The following is a 24,589-nucleotide window of genomic DNA, read 5'->3' as shown; positions in this document are numbered from 1 at the left end:
ATTAATAAGGTGCTTTTTGCAGGGTGCTGCAATAAATTAGAATATTATATATGAACAAGCCACTTATTTACATAAGTGGCTTGTTCATATATCCTCCGGATATTTTACTCAATTTCCTCAAATACTATTAATATACTGGTTTCATCCTCATATACAGAATAAGTTCCGGCGTCTACATGTATGTCACCAATTGAGCTCTGATCTTCATCGTCTATATTTTTTATATCAAATCCTGAGGTGGTGAAATAGCCTTGACAGCTCCAATGAAATTCTCCGTCACGTGTATATATGATGCTTTTGTCACTTTCAGTCATAGAGTTTTTGTCCAGAGCTATATGTAATATACCGGATTCATAACCAATTTCACCTATAGCCTCACCTGCTGTTACATTATATTCGACTGGCGGTGCGACGTATTGGTATTCACAAAAATCGTAAGAGTTCGTACATTCCCACGTTCCGGTAATATTTTCCCTTGTCCCGAACTTCAGCCATGATACAAGGCCAGTAAAGGAGATCGGGCCTACCGTTCTTGCGGTGTTGGCAGTGTTGAGAGTAGGGTTGTGAGTATTTGTTTGTTTATTGCAAGCTGCAGTTATCAATAATAGTGATGCAAGGGAGATGATCCTGAACTTTCTCATATGATTTTGTTTTTTGGTTAGATATGAAATTATGAAAAAATACATTTCAGACCTTATTTCATTACACCCAGGTGTGTATGCTTGAAACCAGTATAATATTTTAAACCGAAACCGAAGATCCTGTCAAAGCTGGCGTGTGCTAGCATTATCAATCCTGCCAGTATTAAATAATCATTCAACAAGTAGTACCCGATACCTGCAACAATGATAGCTGCTGCCCTGTGATGAAACAGGTTGTATATGACAGCACCGGACTTGTTGTTCAGCAGGTAACCAATCATACCAATATCAGGGCTGAAGAACAGCAAAACATATACCCACCAACTTAACCCGATGTGCAATGTGTAGATAAGGTAAATGGCCGCAATAGTTAATGCCAGTTCTTCTATCTCTATGATTTTTTTCATTGTTCTTGTTTTTGTTGATACAAAGATGCCAATAGATTAAGGGCCTAAAATTGACATAGGTCAAGAAGTAAGATACGGTATATAATTTTCGGAAAATTTTGAAAGTTCAATTTCTTATCTATATTTGTATCATGAAAGTTGAACAAGCCAAACAAGAGTTTATTCAAAGTTGGGGTGTATTAGGTACACAATGGGGTATTAACAGGACAATGGCACAAATACACGCATTGTTGCTTGTTTCTGCTGAACCGTTGTGTGCAGATGATGTTATGGAACAGTTGCAGATCAGCCGGGGCAACACCAATACCAATATTCGTGAGTTGATAGATTGGCAATTAGTATATAAAGTACTAAAACAGGGTGAGCGAAAAGAGTTTTTTATTGCAGAGAAAGATATCTGGAAGGTTGCGATGCGTATCATTAAAGAGCGTAAGAAAAAAGAGTTCGACCCATTACTGGAAACTGTCTCGCAATTGCAGGATATAGACGGTGGGAAAAATAGTAAGGAAGGTAAGGCATTCCTGGAAACTATGCAGTCTATAGAGAGTTTTGCGCAAAAGGGTGATACAGCTTTAAATGGTCTTATTGCAGCCAATGAGGGTTGGTTTACCGGTACTTTGCTGAAATTATTTAAATAATCATTGTCTTTATTATAGCCGTGTTGTTTCACGGTTTTATTTTATATAAATGTTTCTAAAAATTCTGAAAATTTAATAATTATAATTAAAAATAAACAAAGATGAAGCCGATCATTATCAAATACAAGAAAGAACACAGTATCCGTGAACGAATACTATTATTCCTGCTGGGTCAGGTAATACCCGTGCACGCAAAATTATATGGCAGACGCCAGCCGTGGGGGCTACGTATGGAAAACCTGGAACAATACCCTGATGACACCCTGGGTAATGAGCTTGGAAGATTTTTACGTGCTGAAGAACTGCAACCAGTTCCTAAAGTAGAAAGACATGATGCGTTTCATATCCTGATGGATTTTTCCACACACATTTATGATGAAGCTGCCATGCAATTCTTTCTTATAGGTAATGGCAAAATATCACCATTTACATTAGGAACAGCGATTTTTGCAGGCCTGATGTTACCGGATCAATGGAAAAACTTCAGGTTGCAATATAAAAGAGGGCAAAAAACAAGATGTATTGCAAACTGGGACTTTAAAGAGTTGCTTGGATTTGAGTTTACCGATGTGAAGAAAGCAATATTCTTTCAACCTGTAGATAATATAGAATTGATGGCTAAACTAGACAGTTTTGATAAAAAATAGGGTTGTGCAGATCATCCCAATTGTTTTTTACGTAATCTGCTCATGGTTTCCGGTGTCATGCCCAGCATTGATGCCAGGTATTGCAGCGGTACATTGTTAAACAAGTCAGGCTGCAGCTCAAACAGCTTCTGATACCGTTCTTCAGCTGTCATGAACAAGTGGCTGTTCACACGCTCTTCTAATATGATAAAGCATTTGGCTATAAAGAGTTTCTCGAGTTTGTGCCATTCCGGGAGTATATTGCCAAGGCTGTCATAAGCCTCCTTATCTATTGTATATAGATCGCAATCGGTTAGTGCTAGTATATTCCATCGGGCTGAGGTATTAAATACAAAGCTCGCAAGGTCTGTTACAAAATAGCCGGTTGTTGATATCCATTGGGTTATTTCTTTGTCGCCGATGTTAGTGTATATACGTACAAGTCCCGACTGGATAAATGACAGTTGGTTGCATTGCCTGCCCTGTTTCAATAAATAATCTCCCTTCTTAACAGGATTGTACCTGAAACGTGAGGCAATTGTTTCGAGTGCCTCATTTTGTACATCGAAAAAGGTTTGTATGTATTGTTGCAGGTCAGTCATTTCATATCATGTTCAAATGCCTGAAATCCATTTTCTAGCCCAACTACTATGTCGTTTATTTCAAAATAGGGTATGGTATATATTTTACTATCCCGCAGGTGTTCAATAAAATAGTAATAATCTTTCAGGTCCCTCACTTCCAGCAATAGAAAGTCTGAGTGTTTTGCATGAAATGCTTCCGAATCAAACATCCTGATGTTGATCGTGTCGGAAAACTTGGCTGCTATGGGGATGAACTCCAGTTCAAAAAACTGCTTTCGTCTTTCTCTTGAAAGCTCAAGCCAATGTTTTGTGGCATTAAGTAGTATGAGTATTGTATGTTTCATGTAAAAAAATAACCCCGTTGTCCGGGGCTATTGTATTTATGAATATTAAGCTTTTGCCTGCTCAGCTGCAGCATGTTCCAGTGCGCCAAGATACCTTTCCGCATCCAGCGCAGCCATACATCCACTACCTGCTGCAGTTACAGCCTGGCGGTATATTTTATCCTGTACATCGCCACAAGCAAATACTCCCTCAACATTGGTTTTAGATGTGCCGGGTATGGTCTTGATGTAGCCTGCTTCGTCCATATCTATCACTCCTTTGAAAAGATCAGAATTTGGCTTATGACCGATTGCCACAAAGAATGCTCCTATCGGTATAGTTGTCTCTTCGTTAGTTTGATTGTTGATGATGGTTACACCATTCACCTTATTATCACCCAATACTTCCTTCGTTTCTGAGTTCCAGTATACTTTAATGTTGGCTGTATTCATCACCCTGTCCTGCATTACTTTGCTGGCACGCATCTCGTCACGGCGAACTATCATGTGTACGGTGCTGCAAAGTTTAGACAAGTACAATGCTTCTTCAGCAGCAGTATCTCCGGCTCCTACTATCGCTACTTCCTGTCCTTTGAAGAAGAAACCATCGCAAACAGCGCATGCCGAAACACCATGCCCGTTCAGTCGTTGTTCTGATTCTATATTCAACCACTTGGCCGACGCTCCAGTCGCAATGATAAGTGCATCTGCCTCAAGCCATTTTTCTTCATCTATTTCAACTTTGAAAGGGCGTTGAGACATATCTACTTTGGTAGCATAGCCCCAACGTATATCTGCTCCCATGCGCTTGGCCTGGTTCTCAAAGTCTATCATCATCTGCGGGCCCATGATACCTTCAGGATAGCCCGGGTAGTTCTCTACATCTGTTGTGATGGTCAGTTGACCGCCTGGTTGTAGTCCCTGGTACAAAACCGGGTTCATACCGGCACGGGCGGCATAAATAGCTGCAGTATATCCTGCAGGACCTGATCCAATGATCAGGCAATGTACTTTTTCTGTTTCTGACATATTCTTATTCTATTAACTGGGCAAATTTGCAAAAAAAATCTCAGGGTCTTCTAATTTCCCTATAAGCGAAATAAATAATTAAGACTCAAACTGAATGTAACATAAGTTGAACATACAGGCATATTATTTGCAGGAATGTGTAATGTTTTAGGGCTTATTGTTTTAGTACTGGAAAATTCATGAATAAATGCTATTCTATTTTACTTTCAGGGTGTAGTACAATGCCCCATATCCTGCCCATACACCTAAGGCATTGTTACTTATGTTAGATTTGACCTGTATGGGTGTTGCAAACGGACTGCCTAAAGTGCCCAGTGCAAACTCATAGGTATTCCAGAAGTCATATACATTTTTGTCAATGGCCGCCCATTTAAAAGTGATGCTATCACCGGGATAACATAGCCCCAATGAATCAAATGGTTTGGTCGTGGACCTTGGTTCTCCCAATACAAACTCTGTATTGAACAGTTTACCATCTATTATTTCATCAGAGTAAACTGAGTTGAGGCCTGGGTACATGGGTTCATCATTTCTTGAGGTATAATATCTTACATAATTGCCTGCGGTGTCAGGGTCTTTGAAGTATACCTGTAGTGTTCTTGAATGAGTATCTGCAGCGGGCCTGTCCGGTACTTTCGTCAGTATTGAGTCTATTGGTGTGGGGTTAGGTATTTTAGTGGTAGATGTGTACGTCTGGCCTTCGTATTTAATGGTTAATATATAGTATTTTTCAATTTCACCTACCATAAATGAATCCAGGGGTGGAATGACCGGATTATTAAAATCAATAAGACTGTAGTAATAGAACTTAACACCATTATTGCCTGTATCAACCGAATATTCATGAAGTTGTACTGTTTTAGTTCCGTTGCTTACATATACTTCAGCACCATGAACAGAAGTGTTTTGTAAAGTCTCAAGCGTTATCTTATCAAAATAACCTATAGATTTTGTGAGTAGTACGATAGGAGGTAGGTCATTCTCAATGCCACCTTCTACAACCAGCCTCGGCTCACCGGTATTCAGGTCGATCTTAACCTCTTTTTCGCAGGAAAGAAAGGTTATAAGGCCACAAAACAAAGCAGCAATCCCTGTGATCCTGAAGGTATTGCTGCCTGGAATATTTATTGACATGTATCTGTTCTTAAATTACTTATGTATCGCAATTTAAGGAAAAAACAGTTTGATATTTAGTTGCCGTATACATATTCACCTTCTGGTGTATACAATACCGGTAATATTTTGTGGTTACGTTCAAAGTAATCGTATTGGTATTTCATATTCACCCAGAATTTTTGCTTTTCATCTTCCTGGCCATATTCACGTCCCAGGAAGTTGAGTCCATTCCTGGTAAAACGGGTAGGGAAGATATGAACGGGTATATTCATCTCGCCACTTAGCTTAGCATTCAGGCATATTACATACAACTCTTCTATTACATTATTTGTCATGGGCATACAGCCAATGGTTGAGCAACCGCCGTGAATATAAATATCACCACCGGGTTTTTGCTTGTTGCTCAGCAGCAGGTCCGAATAGTTAGGATAGCTCACCAGCATAGACAGATAATAATCACTGCGGGGGTTGAAGTCTTCAATAAAATAAAAGCCTTCGGGCACCTGGCGGTCACCTTCCCACCTCTTCGGCCCTAATATGCCAGACAACGCGCATATCCTGTAGTTCTTTATCAGTTTATATTCTTCGTTGGAATTATCACGTGCCCACAACTCCAGTTCGTTCTGCGCTTTGAAAGCCCTGATGTAAATATCTCTTGGTGGGTATTGCAGGCCTTTATGCCTGAACATCCGCTGAATGCTATCGTTGAACTTAGCATACGCGCCGGAAACCCTGCTGAAGGAGAATTGAAAATTCTTAAATGTTTTGATGTCGTCTTGTGCAAATGTTGACGTAGCTATCAACAAGACCGGTAGCAATATTTTTAAAAACTTATGTGGCATATCAGCACTAAAGATCGATTATGGTCAAAAATAATAAATGCGAAGATAACCCCAATATCGTGGGATATGAGGTTTTTGCTATATAAAAAAGGGGGCTTAACGACCCCTTAACAAAAACTATAAGTTACCCCGCTTCTCTTGCTCGCGTTCTATAGATTCGAACAAAGCTTTGAAGTTTCCGGCACCAAAACTTTGTGCGCCTTTACGCTGTATTATTTCAAAGAACAATGTCGGGCGGTCTTCCTGTGGTTTTGTGAATATTTGCAGCAGGTAACCTTCTTCGTCCCGGTCTACAAGTATTTTCAGCTCTTGCAGTTGTTTCACCTCTTCATCAATATCTCCTACACGCTCCAGTAGGGTCTCATAATAAGCATCCGGCGTATCCAGGAATTCAATACCTCGTGATTTAAGCTCTTTTACGGTTTTCAGTATGTCGGCTGTAGCAACCGCAATATGTTGAACGCCCTCACCTTCATAAAAATCCAGGTATTCTTCTATCTGTGATTTCTTTTTGCCCTCAGCTGGTTCATTGATAGGGAACTTCACATAGCCGTTACCATTACTCATTACCTTACTCATCAGGGCAGAGTACTCGGTCGTTATCTGCTTGTCGTCAAATGTCAGGATGTTGGCAAAGCCCATAACATCTTCATACCATTGTACGGTTTCATTCATGCGGCCCCAGCCAACATTACCCACGCAGTGGTCTACATACAGTAACCCGGTTTCTGTTGGGTTGTATTCACTGGTCATTGGCTTGAAGCCTGGCATAAATACACCATTATAGTTCTTACGCTCAATAAACATGTGAACGGTTTCGCCATAGGTATAGATACCTGACATTTTCACCTCACCGTCTTCGTCAGTAAGTGTTATTGGCTCAGTATGAGGTTTTGCACCACGCTTTGTAGTTTCTTCAAAAGCGCTGTATGCATCATCCACCCACAGGGCCAGTACTTTTACACCATCACCATGTTTTTTGATATGCTCAGATATAGGGTGGTCTGATTTTAAAGGAGTGGTCAGTACCAGGCGAATCTTGCCTTGTTGCAATACATATGATGCTCTGTCTCTCACGCCTGTTTCCGGACCGGAATAAGCTACTGTCTGAAACCCGAAAGCGGTTTTGTAATAATGTGCCGCCTGCTTGGCGTTACCTACATAAAACTCGATATAGTCGGTTCCATTGATAGGAAGGAAATCCTTCGCCAATGCCATTTTCTGGCTTGCTGTTTGTGTATCCATATCTTTATTTTTATCTATACTTTACAAAAATAGTTTATTCCGCCCAACTCATGATGTAGCCTTCGTCTTCTATCCCCTGGGCATATTCAGTCATTTTCAGCGGGTGGAATGTATCAACCATAACCGCCAGTTCTCCGGTCTCTTTAGCTCCTATACTCTTTTCTACTGCTCCGGGATGCGGTCCGTGAGGTATGCCTGCTGGGTGCAGGGTGATCATACCCCTCGTTACATGCTTGCGGCTCATGAAATCACCGTCAACATAATAAAGTACTTCATCACTATCAATGTTGCTGTGGTTATAAGGAGCAGGAATAGCAGCCGGGTGATAGTCAAACAATCTCGGTACGAATGAGCAGATAACGAAGTTATGTGCGTCAAATGTTTGGTGTACCGGTGGTGGTTGGTGCACGCGGCCGGTAATTGGCTCAAAATCGTGTATACTGAAAGCATAAGGATATTCACATCCATCCCAACCCACAACATCAAATGGATGGTTGGCATACCATATAGGGTAGAGTAGTCCCTTCTTTTTGGTTTGTATCAGGAATTCACCTTTCTCGTCTATTGTTTCCAGGTCCTGCGGCTTACGTACATCTCGTTCACAGAATGGAGCATGCTCAAGCAACTGGCCATATTTGCTCAGGTAGCGTTTAGGGAATTGTATCGGGCTGAATGATTCTACAATGAACAGCCTGTTGTTCTCGTCCTCAAATGTTACCTGGTATATTGTACCCCTTGGTATAACAAGATAATCTCCGTACCCGAAAGGTATTTGTCCGTACTGCGTTTTCAGTACACCTTTCCCTTCATGAACGAATATTACTTCATCAGCGTCTGCATTCTTAAAGAAACTGTCTGCAAGACTTTTTTGCGGTGCAGCCAGTGTTATCTGTACATCGTTGTTGAACAGGACAATTTTACGGCTGTCCAGGTAATTCGCCTCCGGCTTGATATTGAAGCCCTGGTAGCTGCGATGTTTCAGTATATTGTCCGTTGCTGCTTTGGGGGATACATCTACCGGTTCTTCTGTTCTTATTATTTGCGTAGGTGGATGCACATGATATAGCAACGAGTAGTTGGAAGAGAAACCTTCTGTACTAAACAGTTGTTCTGAATACAGTTTGCCTTCTTCGTTCCTGAATTGTGTATGTCTTTTGTGCGGTATCTTCCCAAGGCTATAATAATGTGACATTATATCGTGTTTACCTGCAAAATTAAGACATTGTATGGCTAATACAATAACTTCCACTCATTCAGCTATTAATATGATTACTAGGTTCTTGTCTTAAGACATAAACATCAGCTGATTTTTTTGAATCTTATTGTAGCACTGTCACTCACATCTCTTTTATTGTAGCTCACATCAATATGTAGTAGGAAAATAATTATTATTTAATGTAAAATTAATCTCGAATTAATGTTCTTATATTGCGTGTTCTATTATTAATATGAAGAAAAACGTTTATCCATTATTGCTGACATTGTCGGCAGTAATAAGCCTTTACTCGTGTAGGAAAGAAAATACTTCTTTCTCCAACATTCATCAGCAAATTGATGTCGTTATCGATACTCCGGTAGTGCACGAAAGGTATGAAATATTAAGTGCTGTGTATGATTTTAAGGACTGGTATCGTCCCGGCAGATTACAGGTATTTGATATTGAGGGTAACCTGCTCAAAGAAAAGATAATTGAAACAGCATTGCTGGACTTTGCACGCTGGAAGGTGAACGGGCAATACAGGTATTCGTATATAGCATTAGACCCAACCATACAGACAATGAAGGGAGTCGGTTATATGCCGGGACATGTGACCATTCTGAATGAAAATCTTGACGAAATAAATCAACTGTTGTTATTGCCTTATAATGGCAGAACAATGGCGTTGCCGGTAGATGCACATGACTTTATTTACCTGGACGATGATCACTATATAACAATGTCATATGTTGAAACTGCGGTTGATAATATTCCTGCTTCTTTGAATCCTGCACAGGATATCAAAGTTGTTGCATGCATCATACAGGAGGTAAAGAACGGACAGGTTGTTTTTGAATGGAATGCAACCGACTATCCTGAATTTTATACTACAAGTGTCGAGGGAAATGATTTTACAAATAGTAGTGCTGTAAGGGATTATGCACACCTTAACAGTATCTTCATTGATCCGAATGATAATAATATTGTTGCATCTTTCCGCAACCTGGACCAGGTGGTAAAGATACACAGGCAAACTGGTAAGATACTCTGGAGACTTGGTGGAACAAACAGCGACTTTGTTTTAAACACACAACAGAAGTTCTTAAGGCAACATCATGCTACGATTACCAAAGGAGATAATACGTTACTTATGTTTGACAATGGTGACCAGACTTTAAGGCCTTATTCCAGGGTGGTTGAGTTTAAACTGAACGAAGTGACAAGAGTAGTAACTGGTTTTAAAGCTATTGATGTGCCGGAAAATGCATTCGGTCAGTATATGGGCTCTGTACAAAAGACAGGTAATTCTTATTTTATAGGCTGCGGTTCTGCTTCCAAAATATACGAAGTGGATAATAAAACACTGCAGGTGATCTTCCAGAAAAAACTGGACGGCCCTTCTTACAGGAGTTATAAATACTAATACATTTTTGCGTCTAAACAACAATGCCACCTCTTTGGTGGTATTGTTGTTTAATGGAATATGATCTTGCCGCTATAGGACATATTATTGTCTTTGTCAATAATTCTGTAATAATTCAACCCGTTCAGTGTGCCGGGATTGTCTATGGTTATAGATGTTTTGCCGGATATAATTTGTTCATATACAGTTTGTCCAAGTTGGTTGATTATAAAGACTATACCCGATTTGATATATGCCGGCATTTCTATTCGTGCAAATGTGGTGGCTGGCTGTGGTGAGATATTGATTGCAACCCCATTGTTGTATGTCAAATTCCGAACACTTACATGACAGCTTTGAGTATTGTCAATATAATCCACTTTTTTACTGAAAGGTTTTGCTACACCGCTTTGTTTGAAGCATAATAGTTCAGTGTTGCTTTCGAAAACATAAGGGTATAGCGGAAACATAATACCCATTGTAGAGCCGACCCCTTCTATCACACGGTAGCTGGTACTGCCACCAAAGCCCTGCATTTTGAATAGTTTATGATTTATACCACCAATTGTTATACTATCTAATTGTACTACATGCTGGAATGTTCCGTACTTGTTGATAGCTGTAAACGTGTCTCCGGTTTGCAGGTTAAAATCGTACAAAAGATGTTCATTGGTATCTGATACTAAATATGTGTGAAAGTCACTGTATACTTTTGCAAATACCTTATTAGCAACAGTATCTTCCCGAATAAGAATAGACTCATCAGGACTACCGCCCCATTTAGAATGAGTATAAGCTGTCAGGTACTTGTATTCAAGTGTGTCGATGGTTATTATGGAGTCTTTATAGTAAAAATTAAAATCGACCTCACTCATGCCGATATCTGCATAATGTTGGTACCAACTGTTTGATGTGTCTGTAAAGTGAATTTTTTGAGCAATTGCCAGGGATGTCATCACGGTTATTGTTAATATCGATAGGATGTGTTTCATAAGATGAGTATTAGTTGTTCAATAAAGATAAATAGTCTTCATGTATTGCTGTGAGTTTTCTTGTCACATTATTGTAACAAAGTAATAGCCACCTGCAATAGTCCGATGATAAAACCAACAACACCTCCCAGTATCTCTACAAAGCGGAATTCCTTTTTCATGATAGCAGCAAGTATTTCCTCTAGCTTATCACTGCTGAAGTTCTCTACTTTTTCTGTAACCATTTTTTCAATGTTGATTTTGGCTTTTAGTCCATCAGTGTATTCGCCTATCACCTGGGGTAGTAATGTGTTTATCTCTTCCATCATTCCCTCTTTCAGCTTCTCTATGGTACTATCGCCAATGAACATAGATACCACAGGTATCTTTTCTTTTAACCTGATACGGAGAAAGCTGTCAATATGATTTTCAATAGTTGGGGATATAGCTCTTAACTGTTCAGGGTCTTTTAATTTGTCAGCTATTTCGTCAAAGTGCAAAAGTTCACTTGCTACCATAATGCCTAGTTTCTGCGCAAACTGTTTCTGTCGCTTGGGAAAAATACCCTGGATAGTCAGGCCCAACAAATTTACAGGCTTCCTTGGGTGGAACAACATTTTTATAGCTATCCAGTTGGTAAAATAACCTATGAATGCAGAAATAAATGGTATCAGGTATATCAACATTAATTACCCCTTCTTGTTCTTATTAAGACTACTAAATACTATACCTGGTTTCGTTGGCTATCATGTACAGGTAGTCTCCATAACCACTCTTTTTGAACTTTTCTGCCAAAACCAGTAACTGTTCTTTGTTTATATAGCCCTTACGGTAGGCTATCTCTTCAATACAACCCACTTTCAGGCCCTGGCGTTTTTCTATTACTTCAATAAACTGGCCGGCCTCCTGTAGCGAATCGAATGTGCCGGTATCCAGCCATGCTGTGCCCCTGTCCAAAACACCCACTTCCAGTTTCCCTTTCTCAAGGTATACTTTATTTACATCTGTTATTTCCAGCTCACCTCTGGGTGATGGTTTCATATTTTTGGCTATTTCTACCACATCATTATCGTAGAAGTACAACCCCGGTACGGCAAAGTTCGATTTTGGATTCTGTGGTTTCTCTTCTATGCTTTTTACTTTAAAGCTGTCATCAAATTCAACAACGCCATAACGTTCAGGATCACTTACCTGGTAGGCAAATACTACGGCACCATCCGGGTTAGCCTTGTTTTGCAACAATTTGCCCATACCTGAACCATAGAAAATATTATCGCCTAATACCAGTGCTACAGAGTCCTGGCCGATAAACTCTTCACCCAATATGAATGCCTGCGCCAGTCCGTCCGGGCTTGGTTGAACAACATATTCGAATTTGCAGCCTATCTGGCTACCGTCACCTAACAGCTTTTTAAAACCTGACTGGTCATCGGGGGTAGTGATAATAAGTATCTCGTTTATGCCTGCCAGCAACAAAGTTGAAAGCGGGTAGTAGATCATTGGTTTGTCGTAAACAGGCATCAGTTGCTTGCTTACTGCTATTGTCAATGGATATAATCTTGTACCGGACCCCCCGGCAAGTATGATACCTTTCATAATTAATTATACTGTTTTTCGTAATAATGTTGATAAGCACCTGATGTTACGTGGTTTAACCACTCTTCATTGGCCAGGTACCAGTCTATAGTAATACTCAATCCTTCTTCAAATGTGACAGAGGGTTCCCAACCCAGCTCATTTTTTATCTTGTTGGCATCAATCGCATACCTGCGGTCGTGCCCGGGACGGTCTTTTACATAGGTGATCAGCTCAGCTGATTCTCCTTCAGCACGCCCCAGCTTCTTATCCATCTGGGTACACAATATTTTTATCAGCTCAATATTCTGCCACTCATTAAAACCTCCGATATTATAGGTTTCACCTTGCTTGCCGGTATGATAAACCGTATCTATCGCGCGGGCATGATCTACCACGTATAGCCAGTCACGGGTGTACTTGCCATCTCCATATACCGGCAGAGGCTTTTTATTGCGGATGTTGTTAATAAACAATGGGATCAGTTTCTCGGGAAATTGGTTCTGACCATAATTGTTCGAGCAGTTGGTGATGACAAATGGTAAACCATATGTATTTCCATAAGCACGCACCAAGTGGTCAGAAGAAGCCTTTGAGGCTGAGTAGGGCGATTGAGGATCGTATGGCGTTGTCTCAAGGAAAAATCCGGTTTCTCCCAGTGAGCCATATACTTCGTCTGTAGACACATGGTAGAAAAGCTTCCCTTCGTAATTATCCTTCCAAAGCTCTTTTGCGGCATTGAGCAGGTTGGCAGTGCCCATTACATTGGTCTTGATAAATGCATTAGGGTCAGTAATGGAACGATCTACATGACTTTCTGCCGCAAGATGAATTACACCATCAAAATTATATTGCTTAAACAGGTCATTCATTACTTCTGCTTCAGTTATGTCTGCCTTTACAAAAGTATAGTTTGAGGAATGTTCAATATCCTTCAGGTTTTCCAGGTTGCCGGCATAGGTCAGGGCGTCAAGATTGATAATATGATAGTCAGGGTATTTATTTACAAACAACCTTACTACATGCGAGCCAATAAATCCGGCTCCTCCAGTTATCAACAGTGTCTTTTTCATGCTGCGAAAATAGTTCAATACTTTGTTTATTTAATAGAATATGCAAATTAGTTCGCCTGTTATGTACATATCTCTGCTTGCTTCATGCAGTTATAGCTCTCTGTTTTTATTGGTCATCGTTTTCTTGCGAAAAGTTAAAGAATACATAACAATATCATTTTATGTATTCTTTAACGTATTGTTACGTTATGTTTGTTGCTCTTTACGTTACGTTCACTTTTTTAAAAACCACTACTATGTACAAAAACTTTATTTTCCCGATTCTTCTGGCCTTTTTTTTCCTTTCCGCTTCAGCCCAACGTTATTCCGATTTCAGTATCAGGCTTATAGAACCTGTAACAACAGACACAGTTTATACTGATATACAGTTTACCATAAAAGCTTCTATCAGGAATAATGGTGTTGATACATTTTTTATGACTGACAGCCTTGCTTTTGAATTGTCTTTTGACGGATCTCCTATCAGTTTCAGCAATGGTACCGGGTTTGTTCCATATATGGTACTGACCAATAAAGACCTGTGGCCTGGCGACAGTGCTGGTGTGTCTTTCAGTTTTACGGTCAATAAAGGATGGAAAACAGGACCGACTGATATATGCGTTGGAGTGTCTATGCTTAATAAAGTTGATACTATACTGGATACGGTTAGTAGCAATAACATGAGTTGTGCAAGTATAACTGTTTTGGATGTTCCGGTTTCAGTTAATGAGGTTAAAAAAGCGATTATGTCGGTAGGGGTTTATCCCAATCCTGCAAATAGTATCGCGAATTTTAGTGTAACGCTTAAGGAGCCACGTAATGTAGCTATCTCGCTGATGGATATAACTGGAAGGGTAGTAATGACAGAATCTCGGAATATTTCTGAAAAAGGAATGATAAGTTTCAATACAACAGAACTGCCCAAGGGAATGTATCTCTATAAAGTGCAGGCCGGTAGTGAGCAGGCATGGGGTAAGCTGGAGGTCAGGTAAATAATGTCCTCTTATAGGTTCACAGCAGCCAGTAAGCAGATAAGTATTGCAGAGAACATAATGATCTTCTGGGTAGCCTCTTTGCGGATGATAGCATTTGCAGCGTTAGCAGCGGCAGTAGCATTGTTCTGAGCGTAGTTGAAAGTTGTTGCTTGCATGATCTTTGTTTTTTCGTTTGTGTTTGTTTTGAATGTGTTTGTGTGTTTTTATTTTTTGTCGAAACGCCTTTGTTTGTTTCGTTGATACAAAGATGCAACGCAGAAGGGCCCCTTTCCAAATATTCGTTAACGGTTAACGCATGCTTTGGAATTAGTTAACGACCTCGAATGTTAACAGTTAACCAGCTATTAAGAAATAGAAAAGCCCCCTGATAGACATCAGGGGGCTTAAGGTTAATACTACACTTTTAAATGCTTATTTGTCTACGGATATTTTTATGCTTCGATAATTGCCTTTTATGGTTAGATCTCCGGCGCCCAACAGCCGTTCGTATTTGTTCATCACCTCTTTTGATTGTCTTACCCCATCTATAGTCAGCTTATTCCCCTTTTTCTCAATTTTGAAACCATTACGCCTGTCTATTAATCCATCCTTCTCCATAGCTTTCAACAACCGGTCTCTTGAGCTGGAAACATATATTTCAGCAGTAGGGGCCAGGGGAACTCTTTTGCCGTTGCGCGCTATGTATATTTCGTCATCACTAAGGTCATCATTGTGCCGCCTCATCTCGTGAGCATATGCTCTCATTTCCTCGCGTTTGGCCTGTGCTTGTTCTCTCCTTAATTCTGCCAGTTCTCTGGCTGCTACTGTCATTTGTCGCCTTGCCTCTGCCAGTTCCCTTTTTGCTTCTGCTATTTCCTTATCGTGTTGAGCCTTATTATAGGTATGCGACATTTCCTTGCCTGCTTCCTTTATGTTCTGTTGTGCTTCTTTCATGGCGCGGTTCACTTCTCTCATCGCATCTTTGACATCTGCCTGTATAGCGGTCCAATCCACTTTTTCCAGGGAGTCATTGAGTTCTGTACTGATACTTTCCCAGTCTACGTCTTCTATAGCGCTGCTGATTAAGTCTCCGAGGTCTATTTCCGTTAATACACCGTTGGCGGTCTCAAGTGCCAGCTTGGCTGTTTTGAGTGCTTCTTTTTCAATGTCCTTTTCCAATTGATCTTTACTGTAATCAGTTACAATCACTTTAGTAGACGATGAGGTCTTTCCTCCACTGGCAGAGCCACTCGTAGCATTGATTTTTCCTCCCGGTGTTGAAACATTCGTTGTTTTGCCGGTTTGGGCATTTTGTTCTGTTTTCTTTTTATCGTTTTTATCCTTTTTGTCTTGTGCTTTTACCTCAGGTATGATGAAGGTAACTGATACTATGAGCAGCAACACAGCTGTCGACACTGCCATAAGCTGGCCGGGGTTGATGTTGTTCTTTCTCATTTCCATAATCCTTTTTATCCTGGTTAATAATAAATTTTTGTCGCCACTTACTGCCAGCGCGGGCTGTGCAGGATTTAGCCGATAGGTTTCCAGTGTTGCCAGGGCCCTGGCATACGGTAGCCTGTCTCCGGTACGGTTGATGACTATATCATCACAGCAATGCTCCCGCTCCTTCCGTACTATTGACGATATCAGCCATACAAAAGGGTTGTAGAATAAGATAGTTTCGATGAACATCTGGATAATATTCAGCAGGTAATCATTTCGTTTTATATGCGCCAGTTCGTGTAGTAATATCGTTTCAGTTTCCTGCAGGCTCAGGTTGCCCGCCAGTGCTATAGGCATGAGCACTACAGGCTTCAAAGCCCCCATCACCATGGGCACACTTACTATTTCAGACAGGTGGAGTCGTATATTCTTGTTGATCTGCAGCGTCTGGCAGCATTTCGACAATATCCCCATCCATTGGTCAGGTACGTCAGATAAACCTGTAGTTCTCAGTTTATTTACCAGGAACAGGTTGTATAATAACCTGCATGCCAGCAATAGCATTCCGGTAATATACAAGCCTACTATTGCTCCAGTATGCATGCTGTACCATACCAGTAGTTTATTCCATACTGGGGCTGTTTCAATGCCTGTGCCGGGGTCATAAATAAACATAGTAGTTGCTACGGCATTACCTGCATCCTGTTGCAACATCATATTGTTATACTGGTATAGCAGGGTACTGCCAAACCAACCTATGAGTACGCCAAGCGCAGACAAAGCAGTATAATAACGTAATGATGAATAGTTGCCGGGAATAAAACGCAATGCCAGTCTCAGCAGAGCATATATCAGCAGTCCTTGCCACAGTGCATGCATCAATGCCCAGCCGATGGCGTAAATAAGTTCTGGTGTCTGGGGAAACAAATGATCCATAGTAGTGTTTTTTTGTGTGGTTATTTGTTTTCTATTTTATCCAGGTACTTTCTTATGGCTTCCAGTTCTGCAGCATCGGCTTTGTGGTTACCTAAGGCCTGCATCACCATCTGCATGGTATTTCCGTTAAATACAGTATCTACCATTTTCCTGATGAGTTGTCCCTGAGTTTTTTCCTTAGATACTACAGCTTCAAATATGTGTACTTTGGCAGAGTTGTCGCGTTTCACCAATCCTTTTTCATGCATGATCTGCATCAGCTTCAGGGTAGTGGTGTAGCCTGAACCTTTACTTGGTTCCAGTATTTCGTGTACTGTTCTTACGGTACTTGGTCCCCGGTTCCATAGTATGTTCAGTATCTCCAGTTCACTTTCAGTTGGTTTTATCTTATCCGTCATAGTTACACTGTTGTTGTACGAATAGTTTCGTAAACAAACATACGAATCATTTCGTAAATGCCAAATGTCTTATTGCAAAAAAATGTTAAAACGAAAAAAGCCATCCCTGTAGGGGATGGCTTTAAATATATTGAAATGGCTATGTATTAAGCCAGTGCAGCTACTTTCTTGGCAACACCTGATTTCAGGTTGCTGGCTTTGTTCTTGTGAATTACGTTGCGTTTTGCCAGTTTATCGATCATAGCAATGATCTTTGGCATTTGCTCAGTAGCTTCTTTTTTATCAGTTATAGCCAGTAATGTGCGTATTGCATTACGTGTGGTTTTGCCATAATAACGGTTACGGTCACGACGTGCTGCGTTTTTCCTTACACTCTTCCTGGTTGCTTTATGATTTGCCATTTATTTATTTCGTATTTTAAGGCTGCAAAGGTAAATTAAAAAAATAGAATTCAAAAATAATTTTATGATTACATGTCCTGTGCCATGTATATCTGCTGGCTTTTCTTTTCAAGAAACACTTTTTTAGCTAAAAAAGCGGTCATTTTCTCTTTAGGTATACGTAGTGCATAGGTGTCTTCTTCGTAGGTGTCATATTCAAATAATTCATAGTCATAATTCCACCTGTTCAGTTGTTTCAGGTCTATATCCAGCTCGTTGGCTATCAATTCCAGGTACAATGGGGAGGAGATGCGTACTATCGCCATTAACTTCAGCTCATCGTCGCTAAAACGAGACCTGGCCTTTTCTTTGGTCTTTTCCGCTTTTACCGGCCTTACATAGCTTATTTTGTCAGGTATTGCAGTGCCGATATAATAGTCCAATTTCTCAAATATAGTAGCAGTTGATACAAATGCCAGCACATGGTTCTGCGTTTCTTTGGGCAGGTAAGGTTTTATATCCCAGAAATTATCACTGCCGGTGCGTTGTATTGCTCTCAGTACAGGTCTTGGGCCGCTGTTGTAGGCTGCTATTACCAGCAGCCAGTCATTTAGCTCATCATACAGCTCTATCAGGTATTTGGCGGCCGCATTGGTAGAGCGTACCCAATCCTTGCGGTCGTCACGGCTCCTGTTCACCACAAGGCCCATTTCGCGTCCTGTATACGACATGAACTGCCACGGGCCAACTGCGCCTACCCTTGAGCGGGCTTTGTTGTTCAATGCCGACTCGATAACAGCCAGGTATTTCAACTCTTTGGGTATCCTGTATGATGTCAGTACACTGTCTATCATTGGGAATACAACTTCTGCACGATCCTGAACGATATTCAGTGTGCGGTTGCGCGTTTTCAGGTACTTTTCTGTAAAGCTTGTGATATAAGGCACCTTCTCACCAAAATAAGCAGTGTCCGTAGCAAAGGGTACATGCTTATATGTTTTGGGTTTGGCAGCTTCCAGGTTAGCGGCATACAGCTTAGGATCTATACCTTTACGAATTACTATGGTATCACTTTTTACCTTGTAAAAACTGTTGTCTAAGGCCTGCGCCATAGCACAATGTGTGTAAGAAAGCAGTAAAACAGGTATCAGTAATAAGCCTTTTATACGCATCGTAAGGTTACCTAATAAATTATTGCTGCCTGCTAAGACATGGGTTAATAAAATTATGAATTATGTAAAAGTTGTGTGCTGTGTAATGTAAGGGAGCAGTATTACTTCGACTTGTCAGAATTATCTTTCATGCCTGACTCGATCTCCTCCTGTACTCCTTTTTTAGCATCGTTAAATTCACGAATACCTTTACCGATACCACGGGCCAGTTCAGGTATTTTCTTACCTCCGAAAAGTACCACAACCACCACAAGAATAACTACCCACTCACCGGTACCCGGCATTCCGATCAATAAAGTCGGGTTAATTGCTAACAAAGACATGTGTTATATTTATTTTAAATAAACTGATTCTAACAAAATTATGGATTAATAACCGATTAATGGTGCATTTTGCCGTGTTTTTTCCTGCATTTAAGCTTGATTACCGCAAATAACCACCATTCAGCATTGTATGTATGTATTTTTTTATTTATTTAATGATTTATCCTCCCATTCGCTCCTTCAATTGGTTATTCATGCCTTTGGTGTAAGTGCGCCACTTTTCTATCACCTCGGTCATATCTTCCGGCAGTTCTGAATCGTATTGTATCCATTCACCGGTAACAGGATGTTTAAAGCCCAGTTCCTTAGCATGTAATGCATGTCGTTGCAAAATTTTGAAACAGTTGTCAATAAACTGCTTGTAGCGGGTAAAAACCGTTCCTTTTACTATCCTGTCGCCACCATAAGTGCTGTCGTTGAACAGCGGATGCCCTATATACCGCATATGTACACGTATCTGGTGGGTACGGCCTGTTTCCAGCCTCAGTTCCACAAGCGTTACATAGTTAAAACGTTCCAGCACTTTGTAATGTGTAATAGCTTCCTTGCCATGTTCACCGTCGGGGTAGGCATCCATACGCTTGCGATGGCGCTGGTCGCGGCCCACGTGGGCTACAATTGTACCCTCATCGTCGGCCAGGTCGCCCCATACCAGCGCAATGTACCTTCGGTGCACGGTGTGTTTCTTGAATTGTGCCGCCAGCTTTGTCATAGCCGCTTCTGACTTGCCTATTACGATCAACCCGCTGGTGTTCTTATCTATACGGTGCACCAGCCCCACGCGTGGCAGTCCTTCGGTGTCTATATTCTCTTTTTGCAGGTAAAAGGCCAGTGCATTTACCAGAGTGCCGTTACGATTGCCGTTGCCGGGGTGCACCACCATGCCGGCGGGCTTGTTGATGATCAGCGCATCGTCATCCTCATACACCACGTCCAGCGGAATGTCTTCAGGTAGTACCTCGGTGCTCTCCTGGCTGCGTGTTTCAAACAGTATCACCTCATCACCCGGCCTTACTTTATAGTTGCTTTTTACGATGGCTCCGTTCACCAGTATATGTCCCTCTTCTAATGCTTGCTGTATTTTATTGCGGGTAGCATGCTCCACCTTGTGCATCATGAACTTGTCTATGCGTAAGGGTTCCTGCCCTTTGTCTGTAATAAAGCGCATGCGTTCCACCCGTTCAGGAGCGGCCTCTTCATTATCCTCTTCAGGAATATCATCTTCCCACAGGTCTTCCGTTTCTTCTGCCATAATATGGTATAAGCCTGCAAAGATATAGTTAAACGAGCTACTTGTTGCCATACTCTTATTCTCTGACACTTTTATGAGTACCGAGGTATTGGTGGGGGCGAAGTATGTGCAAAGATGGCTGACTGATTGATAGGGTAGTGATACCGACCTGGCAGGAATACAGGTTTGTTTGTTAAGTAATTCAGTTTTTGAGTTTAACCATGAGTTAATATTCCGTTTCGCTAAGTTGTTGATAGTTAATGCTTTGCAGTGAAAACTGTTAAGTAATGTTAAGTAAAACAGTATAGTCGTTGTACTTAACAATGCATAAAAAAGTCCCGCAGAGGCGGGACCGGTTTTGTTGCGTATATGTTGGGGTGAGGGCATTGGCTTATAGTTTTATTAATGTCCCGCCATGGCGGGATCTTCGTAATTTCATTCGTTTTTATTATAACAAATATACGTTATTTTATTCATTATTACAATTATATTTTGTAGATAGTAATGCTTGTCTGAATCAGGATTCACAGGATTGGAGGATTAGCAGGATAAGAAGTTGGGGTGCTTTTAGGATGAGTGGATAAATGCAGCTTATTGCAAGTTCTCAGGGGATGTCTCTCTGCGTTCGACATGACGGCATTGATGGGGGCTGATCGGTGTGGTGACAACAGCGACCAAAGGGGGAAATACACACCCCACCTCACTGTGTTCGGTTGCCCCTCTCAAGAGGGGAAGGTAATTGCCTGTCGTTAGTTTCTGCGCTCAACATGACGGCTTTGATGGGGGGCTGATTGGTGCGGTGACAACAGCGACCAAAGGTGAAAACACCCTGTTATTTTTATCGCTCTAATTATTAACTTTATGTCAAATAATATCGCATGACTACTGTTATCACCAAAAACCATTGCCAGTGGATGAGCAGCATTGTAGCCTTCTTTCTAGTATTTACCATACTTTATTTTCCGGGCAATATGCTTAATGCACAAACATTATATAACATTATCCATACGAGCGGGACTGCTCAATATGGCAATACGTCTGTGACTGTAACGCCGGGTACGGGAACAACACAAACTGTTATAGTCCCCTGCATGGGAAGTCGTTATCTTATTGGTCATGGAGGAGCTTATGTAAATACATATAGTTTTAGTCTTTCCCCTGCATCAAATCATATCAGGATAACTTTAGGTGCAGCTGCTGATGGCGAAGATTTTTCATTTTCTATTAACGGCCAGCACCACATCCTAAGTTATAATGAGCTTACATCAGCTCCATGTTCAGGTTGTACAAACCCATTTGGTATTGATACTAATGGGAATCTTAATGATACTATAGGTAATGATTTTGGTTGTATTTTGATAGATATTACAGAGCCTAATATTTATTCTTTTGCGATTACGCACCTAACAGCCCTTTCTTCTGGTAGCCATTTAGGTGTGTACTTTGAAGAAGACACTACAGCATTTATCAAACAACCCTTTACTGATACGGTACTTTGCCCTTTGCAGACTATTCCGCTGGTGTACAATACCAGTTTCCGCTTTCAGAACAACAATACCTTTACCGCACAACTAAGTAACAGCAGCGGCAGCTTTGCCAACCCAATAAATATTGGTAGCCGTACAGATACCACAGGTGATACTATATGGTGTACCATACCCGTGAATACTACTCCGGGCAACGGTTACAGGATGCGTATTGTGAGCAGTAACCCTGCAGATACCTCGCTGGACAACCAGGTGGATATACGTGTTAAAGCTGCTCCACAAGGTGTGAGCAACAGCAGCAACAGCCCTGTGTGTACCACCGATACCCTGAGGCTGAACGGCAGCAGCACCAGCACGGGTGTAAGCTGGGCATGGACGGGGCCGAACAGCTTTACCTCCTCGGCAGAAGATACGGTGATAGCCAATACCGCCATGAATCATGCTGGTAACTATATACTTACTGCAACGCTCAACAGTACGGGCTGTAGTCTGAGGGATACCACTACTGTAACGGTGCACCAGACACCTGCCAAGCCTACAGCGGGTAGCAACAGCCCGGTGTGTGAGAACAAGACCTTAACATTATCGACGAGTACCACAACCAATGGGGTAAGCTATGCATGGACGGGCCCAGGCTATAGTTCGGCTACCCAAAACCCGACAGTGACCAACAATGCAGCGAGTACCCATGCGGGGGATTATATCAGTACAGTAACTATCAATGGTTGCAGCAACCGAGATACGGTAACGTTAAGCGTATTACCCAAACCTGCCAAACCAACGGCGGCAGCACCTAACAGTCCGCTATGCGCCCACCAGGACCTGCAACTGACGGCTACTACCATCAACGGCGCTAACTACACATGGTATGGCCCGGCAGGGTATTATGAGTACACACAAAACCCAACCCGCAACTACATGCAGCTGAACTATGCCGGCGCCTACTATGTATTCGCCAACCTGAATGGTTGTATATCAGATACGGACAGCGTGGTGGTGGTAGTGAATACCGACCCGAATGTGAATATCTATCCCACACCGGGCACTACCATTTGTGACGGGCAAAAAGCAATTTTCACGGCCATACCTACCAATGGTGGCAGCGTTGGCTATGACTGGCGGGTGAACGGAGTCAGCAAAGGCGTGACAACAACCAGCTATGCCACCACAAGCTTAAAGAACGGTGATGAGGTGACCTGCCTGATGGTGAGCATAGGCACCTGTGCCACCACCTTTACCGATACCAGCAACGCCATAAAAATGGTGGTGCAGGACCTGAAAACACCGGGTGTTACCATAACAGCAGATGCGGGGCCATCTTTATTCCCTAACGAGCCGATCAACTTTACGGCTGTAACACAGGACGCGGGAACTAACCCTAAGTACCAGTGGAAACGCAACGGGCAGAGCGTAGGCGGCGCCACAGGCAAAACATGGGGTGCCAATGCGAACTTCCTCACCAATAGCGACAATATCTGCGTACTCATTACGAGCGACTATGCCTGCCCGAGCCCGGATACGGCACTGAGCAACTGCATCAAGCTGGAGATAAGGCTGGGCGTGGAGGATATTGTCCGTGACAATAATATCCGTATTTATCCTAATCCTACAAGTGGTACTATTACAGTTACTTCATCTGCCATCATAGAGCAAATCACCCTGACCGACCTGTTAGGAAAACAGGTATTGAGCCAAACCGGCGGCAGTAAAACAGTTCATGCCGACATGAGCGGCCTTGCTACAGGTGTGTACATCATTAAAGTGAATGGCAGTGTAGCGGGGAGGGTTGTTAAGAAGTAAAAAGTCAAAAGTGAAAACCTAAAAATTTCCTGTTTTGCGAGCAGGCACGACGAAGCAACAGCGAAGCTCTCATTGAGGCCTTAAAAGACATAGTAATCGAAATAATCTTAAGAGCTCATCAGTGTTCTTCATCTGATAAGATTGCTTCGTTGCTCATTCTTCGCGCCTCGCAAACACCTGGTATTTTTTATATAGTTCCGGTTTTTGCGAGGAGGCACGACGAAGCAATCTATTAAGTTGAATATATTTAAGTTGTTAAATTAGTAGTACTAAATCCTGAATAATGTCAAAATCCGGAGCCGTATACATCATGTCTTCAGTAAACAGAAGGGCAATATATACAGGTGCTACTTCAGACCTTAAAGGTCGTGTTTGGGAACATAAGAACCGAATCTATCCTAATTCATTTACTGCCCGATATAGCTGTGTAAGGTTGGTGTATTTTGAGTTGTATGATTCTATAGGAGCTGCTAATGACGCTGAACGAAAGATAAAGGGAGGAAGTCGTGCAAAAAAGATAGCATTAATAAATGGTTTCAACCCGGAGTGGAAAGACTTATGGAATGTTATTATGAACTGGTAGAGTTCTTCAGCTCTTAAGATTGCTTCGTCGTGCCTCCTCGCAAACACCTGGTATTTTTTAAATAGTTCCGGTTTTTGCGAGCAGAGAAGCATGTCTGAATCAGGATTCACAGGATTGGAGGATTGGCAGGATAAGGTGTTGCGCTGCTTTTAGTGAGAGGGGGAATACAATACACGTTTGGGCAAGATTGCTTCCGCTGTATTTGTCGTGGCA

At 41.6% G+C, this 24,589-nt stretch carries 26 protein-coding genes; 6 read left to right on the top strand and 20 right to left on the bottom strand.

Translation table 11 applies throughout. The annotated features are described in order from the left end of the window. Positions 1–104 precede the first annotated feature (104 nt). Together H6550_10015 and H6550_10010 are read right to left on the bottom strand one after the other, a co-directional pair. On the bottom strand, positions 105–641 hold the full coding sequence (locus H6550_10015; GenBank protein ID MCB9046459.1) for a hypothetical protein: 537 nt from the start codon (positions 639–641) through the stop codon (positions 105–107). A gap of 53 nt (positions 642–694) precedes the next feature. Continuing rightward, on the bottom strand, positions 695–1,048 hold the full coding sequence (locus tag H6550_10010; protein ID MCB9046458.1) for a DUF4260 domain-containing protein: 354 nt from the start codon (positions 1,046–1,048) through the stop codon (positions 695–697). A gap of 131 nt (positions 1,049–1,179) precedes the next feature. Between H6550_10010 and H6550_10005 the strand changes: the two genes are divergently transcribed. Next, a complete protein-coding gene (locus H6550_10005; GenBank protein ID MCB9046457.1) occupies positions 1,180–1,686 on the top strand; it encodes a transcriptional regulator in 507 nt (168 codons plus the stop codon). Positions 1,687–1,787: 101 nt separating this feature from the next. Beyond that, entirely contained in the window at positions 1,788–2,333 is a 546-nt protein-coding gene (locus H6550_10000) for a hypothetical protein (protein MCB9046456.1), read from the top strand. An 11-nt stretch (positions 2,334–2,344) separates the two neighbouring features. Here the strand turns inward: H6550_10000 and H6550_09995 are convergent, their stop codons facing one another. The 7 genes from H6550_09995 to H6550_09965 all read right to left on the bottom strand — a co-directional run bounded on the left by H6550_09995 (position 2,345) and on the right by H6550_09965 (position 8,643). Next, positions 2,345–2,914, bottom strand: coding sequence for a Crp/Fnr family transcriptional regulator (locus tag H6550_09995; GenBank protein ID MCB9046455.1), 570 nt, complete (start codon positions 2,912–2,914; stop codon positions 2,345–2,347). Continuing rightward, positions 2,911–3,240 carry a hypothetical protein gene (locus tag H6550_09990; protein MCB9046454.1) on the bottom strand — a complete coding sequence of 110 codons (330 nt, stop codon included), beginning with the start codon at positions 3,238–3,240 and terminating at the stop codon, positions 2,911–2,913. The genes H6550_09995 and H6550_09990 overlap by 4 nt, the downstream gene beginning before the upstream one ends. A 45-nt stretch (positions 3,241–3,285) precedes the next feature. Next, positions 3,286–4,248: a thioredoxin-disulfide reductase gene (gene trxB / locus H6550_09985; protein MCB9046453.1), complete on the bottom strand. Its 963-nt coding sequence runs from the start codon at positions 4,246–4,248 to the stop codon at positions 3,286–3,288. Positions 4,249–4,443: 195 nt separating this feature from the next. Then, positions 4,444–5,382 (bottom strand): DUF4249 domain-containing protein, encoded by a 939-nt coding sequence (locus tag H6550_09980; GenBank protein ID MCB9046452.1) that lies wholly within the window; start codon positions 5,380–5,382, stop codon positions 4,444–4,446. Between the two features lie 56 nt (positions 5,383–5,438). Further along, positions 5,439–6,206 carry a L,D-transpeptidase family protein gene (locus H6550_09975; GenBank protein MCB9046451.1) on the bottom strand — a complete coding sequence of 256 codons (768 nt, stop codon included), beginning with the start codon at positions 6,204–6,206 and terminating at the stop codon, positions 5,439–5,441. A 117-nt stretch (positions 6,207–6,323) separates the two neighbouring features. Continuing rightward, positions 6,324–7,451, bottom strand: a complete 1,128-nt coding sequence (gene hppD / locus H6550_09970; GenBank protein MCB9046450.1) for a 4-hydroxyphenylpyruvate dioxygenase — start codon at positions 7,449–7,451, stop codon at positions 6,324–6,326. Between the two features lie 34 nt (positions 7,452–7,485). After that, on the bottom strand, positions 7,486–8,643 hold the full coding sequence (locus tag H6550_09965; protein MCB9046449.1) for a homogentisate 1,2-dioxygenase: 1,158 nt from the start codon (positions 8,641–8,643) through the stop codon (positions 7,486–7,488). A 256-nt stretch (positions 8,644–8,899) separates the two neighbouring features. On the opposite strand from H6550_09965, the gene H6550_09960 reads away from it, so the two are divergent. Beyond that, entirely contained in the window at positions 8,900–10,072 is a 1,173-nt protein-coding gene (locus H6550_09960; protein ID MCB9046448.1) for an aryl-sulfate sulfotransferase, read from the top strand. A 50-nt stretch (positions 10,073–10,122) separates the two neighbouring features. On the opposite strand, the gene H6550_09955 is transcribed toward H6550_09960, so the two are convergent. The 4 genes from H6550_09955 to rfbB form a co-directional block, all read right to left on the bottom strand. Then, a complete protein-coding gene (locus tag H6550_09955; protein MCB9046447.1) occupies positions 10,123–11,043 on the bottom strand; it encodes a hypothetical protein in 921 nt (306 codons plus the stop codon). Positions 11,044–11,111: 68 nt separating this feature from the next. Then, entirely contained in the window at positions 11,112–11,708 is a 597-nt protein-coding gene (locus tag H6550_09950) for a DUF445 family protein (GenBank protein MCB9046446.1), read from the bottom strand. Between the two features lie 31 nt (positions 11,709–11,739). After that, positions 11,740–12,618 (bottom strand): glucose-1-phosphate thymidylyltransferase RfbA, encoded by an 879-nt coding sequence (gene rfbA / locus H6550_09945; GenBank protein ID MCB9046445.1) that lies wholly within the window; start codon positions 12,616–12,618, stop codon positions 11,740–11,742. A gap of 2 nt (positions 12,619–12,620) precedes the next feature. Then, on the bottom strand, positions 12,621–13,670 hold the full coding sequence (rfbB, locus tag H6550_09940) for a dTDP-glucose 4,6-dehydratase (protein MCB9046444.1): 1,050 nt from the start codon (positions 13,668–13,670) through the stop codon (positions 12,621–12,623). Positions 13,671–13,906: 236 nt separating this feature from the next. On the opposite strand from rfbB, the gene H6550_09935 reads away from it, so the two are divergent. Next, positions 13,907–14,641, top strand: coding sequence for a T9SS type A sorting domain-containing protein (locus tag H6550_09935; protein MCB9046443.1), 735 nt, complete (start codon positions 13,907–13,909; stop codon positions 14,639–14,641). An 11-nt stretch (positions 14,642–14,652) separates the two neighbouring features. Here the strand turns inward: H6550_09935 and H6550_09930 are convergent, their stop codons facing one another. The 7 genes from H6550_09930 to H6550_09900 form a co-directional block, all read right to left on the bottom strand. Beyond that, positions 14,653–14,799, bottom strand: coding sequence for a hypothetical protein (locus H6550_09930; protein MCB9046442.1), 147 nt, complete (start codon positions 14,797–14,799; stop codon positions 14,653–14,655). Between the two features lie 256 nt (positions 14,800–15,055). Next, positions 15,056–17,002, bottom strand: coding sequence for a M48 family metalloprotease (locus H6550_09925; protein ID MCB9046441.1), 1,947 nt, complete (start codon positions 17,000–17,002; stop codon positions 15,056–15,058). A gap of 20 nt (positions 17,003–17,022) precedes the next feature. Continuing rightward, positions 17,023–17,400, bottom strand: coding sequence for a BlaI/MecI/CopY family transcriptional regulator (locus H6550_09920; GenBank protein ID MCB9046440.1), 378 nt, complete (start codon positions 17,398–17,400; stop codon positions 17,023–17,025). Between the two features lie 146 nt (positions 17,401–17,546). Further along, the gene (locus tag H6550_09915) at positions 17,547–17,801 is read right to left on the bottom strand and encodes a 30S ribosomal protein S20 (protein ID MCB9046439.1); all 255 of its coding nucleotides are present in this window, start codon (positions 17,799–17,801) and stop codon (positions 17,547–17,549) included. Between the two features lie 68 nt (positions 17,802–17,869). Then, entirely contained in the window at positions 17,870–18,892 is a 1,023-nt protein-coding gene (locus H6550_09910) for a lytic transglycosylase domain-containing protein (GenBank protein ID MCB9046438.1), read from the bottom strand. A gap of 161 nt (positions 18,893–19,053) precedes the next feature. Then, positions 19,054–19,236 carry a twin-arginine translocase TatA/TatE family subunit gene (gene tatA / locus H6550_09905; protein MCB9046437.1) on the bottom strand — a complete coding sequence of 61 codons (183 nt, stop codon included), beginning with the start codon at positions 19,234–19,236 and terminating at the stop codon, positions 19,054–19,056. Between the two features lie 199 nt (positions 19,237–19,435). After that, the gene (locus H6550_09900; GenBank protein MCB9046436.1) at positions 19,436–20,527 is read right to left on the bottom strand and encodes an RluA family pseudouridine synthase; all 1,092 of its coding nucleotides are present in this window, start codon (positions 20,525–20,527) and stop codon (positions 19,436–19,438) included. Positions 20,528–21,384: 857 nt separating this feature from the next. Here H6550_09900 and H6550_09895 point away from each other — a divergent pair. Together H6550_09895 and H6550_09890 are read left to right on the top strand one after the other, a co-directional pair. Continuing rightward, positions 21,385–23,793, top strand: coding sequence for a T9SS type A sorting domain-containing protein (locus H6550_09895; GenBank protein MCB9046435.1), 2,409 nt, complete (start codon positions 21,385–21,387; stop codon positions 23,791–23,793). Between the two features lie 283 nt (positions 23,794–24,076). After that, a complete protein-coding gene (locus tag H6550_09890) occupies positions 24,077–24,376 on the top strand; it encodes a GIY-YIG nuclease family protein (GenBank protein ID MCB9046434.1) in 300 nt (99 codons plus the stop codon). Positions 24,377–24,589 lie beyond the last annotated feature (213 nt).

It is taken from the genome of Chitinophagales bacterium, assembly GCA_020636495.1.
Lineage (GTDB): Bacteria > Bacteroidota > Bacteroidia > Chitinophagales > Chitinophagaceae > UBA5543.
Note: the sequence above shows the minus strand (reverse complement) of the source record. Positions and strands in the feature narration are given on the sequence as shown.

What these genes read in the sequence shown, in the direction of transcription:
- H6550_10015 (MCB9046459.1), bottom strand. Translation starts at nt 641, where the DNA reads ATGAGAAAGTTCAGGATCATCTCCCTTGCATCACTATTATTGATAACT.
- H6550_10010 (MCB9046458.1), bottom strand. Translation starts at nt 1,048, where the DNA reads ATGAAAAAAATCATAGAGATAGAAGAACTGGCATTAACTATTGCGGCC.
- H6550_10005 (MCB9046457.1), top strand. Translation starts at nt 1,180, where the DNA reads ATGAAAGTTGAACAAGCCAAACAAGAGTTTATTCAAAGTTGGGGTGTA.
- H6550_10000 (MCB9046456.1), top strand. Translation starts at nt 1,788, where the DNA reads ATGAAGCCGATCATTATCAAATACAAGAAAGAACACAGTATCCGTGAA.
- H6550_09995 (MCB9046455.1), bottom strand. Translation starts at nt 2,914, where the DNA reads ATGACTGACCTGCAACAATACATACAAACCTTTTTCGATGTACAAAAT.
- H6550_09990 (MCB9046454.1), bottom strand. Translation starts at nt 3,240, where the DNA reads ATGAAACATACAATACTCATACTACTTAATGCCACAAAACATTGGCTT.
- trxB (MCB9046453.1), bottom strand. Translation starts at nt 4,248, where the DNA reads ATGTCAGAAACAGAAAAAGTACATTGCCTGATCATTGGATCAGGTCCT.
- H6550_09980 (MCB9046452.1), bottom strand. Translation starts at nt 5,382, where the DNA reads ATGTCAATAAATATTCCAGGCAGCAATACCTTCAGGATCACAGGGATT.
- H6550_09975 (MCB9046451.1), bottom strand. Translation starts at nt 6,206, where the DNA reads ATGCCACATAAGTTTTTAAAAATATTGCTACCGGTCTTGTTGATAGCT.
- hppD (MCB9046450.1), bottom strand. Translation starts at nt 7,451, where the DNA reads ATGGATACACAAACAGCAAGCCAGAAAATGGCATTGGCGAAGGATTTC.
- H6550_09965 (MCB9046449.1), bottom strand. Translation starts at nt 8,643, where the DNA reads ATGTCACATTATTATAGCCTTGGGAAGATACCGCACAAAAGACATACA.
- H6550_09960 (MCB9046448.1), top strand. Translation starts at nt 8,900, where the DNA reads ATGAAGAAAAACGTTTATCCATTATTGCTGACATTGTCGGCAGTAATA.
- H6550_09955 (MCB9046447.1), bottom strand. Translation starts at nt 11,043, where the DNA reads ATGAAACACATCCTATCGATATTAACAATAACCGTGATGACATCCCTG.
- H6550_09950 (MCB9046446.1), bottom strand. Translation starts at nt 11,708, where the DNA reads ATGTTGATATACCTGATACCATTTATTTCTGCATTCATAGGTTATTTT.
- rfbA (MCB9046445.1), bottom strand. Translation starts at nt 12,618, where the DNA reads ATGAAAGGTATCATACTTGCCGGGGGGTCCGGTACAAGATTATATCCA.
- rfbB (MCB9046444.1), bottom strand. Translation starts at nt 13,670, where the DNA reads ATGAAAAAGACACTGTTGATAACTGGAGGAGCCGGATTTATTGGCTCG.
- H6550_09935 (MCB9046443.1), top strand. Translation starts at nt 13,907, where the DNA reads ATGTACAAAAACTTTATTTTCCCGATTCTTCTGGCCTTTTTTTTCCTT.
- H6550_09930 (MCB9046442.1), bottom strand. Translation starts at nt 14,799, where the DNA reads ATGCAAGCAACAACTTTCAACTACGCTCAGAACAATGCTACTGCCGCT.
- H6550_09925 (MCB9046441.1), bottom strand. Translation starts at nt 17,002, where the DNA reads ATGGATCATTTGTTTCCCCAGACACCAGAACTTATTTACGCCATCGGC.
- H6550_09920 (MCB9046440.1), bottom strand. Translation starts at nt 17,400, where the DNA reads ATGACGGATAAGATAAAACCAACTGAAAGTGAACTGGAGATACTGAAC.
- H6550_09915 (MCB9046439.1), bottom strand. Translation starts at nt 17,801, where the DNA reads ATGGCAAATCATAAAGCAACCAGGAAGAGTGTAAGGAAAAACGCAGCA.
- H6550_09910 (MCB9046438.1), bottom strand. Translation starts at nt 18,892, where the DNA reads ATGGCGCAGGCCTTAGACAACAGTTTTTACAAGGTAAAAAGTGATACC.
- tatA (MCB9046437.1), bottom strand. Translation starts at nt 19,236, where the DNA reads ATGCCGGGTACCGGTGAGTGGGTAGTTATTCTTGTGGTGGTTGTGGTA.
- H6550_09900 (MCB9046436.1), bottom strand. Translation starts at nt 20,527, where the DNA reads ATGGCAGAAGAAACGGAAGACCTGTGGGAAGATGATATTCCTGAAGAG.
- H6550_09895 (MCB9046435.1), top strand. Translation starts at nt 21,385, where the DNA reads ATGACTACTGTTATCACCAAAAACCATTGCCAGTGGATGAGCAGCATT.
- H6550_09890 (MCB9046434.1), top strand. Translation starts at nt 24,077, where the DNA reads ATGTCAAAATCCGGAGCCGTATACATCATGTCTTCAGTAAACAGAAGG.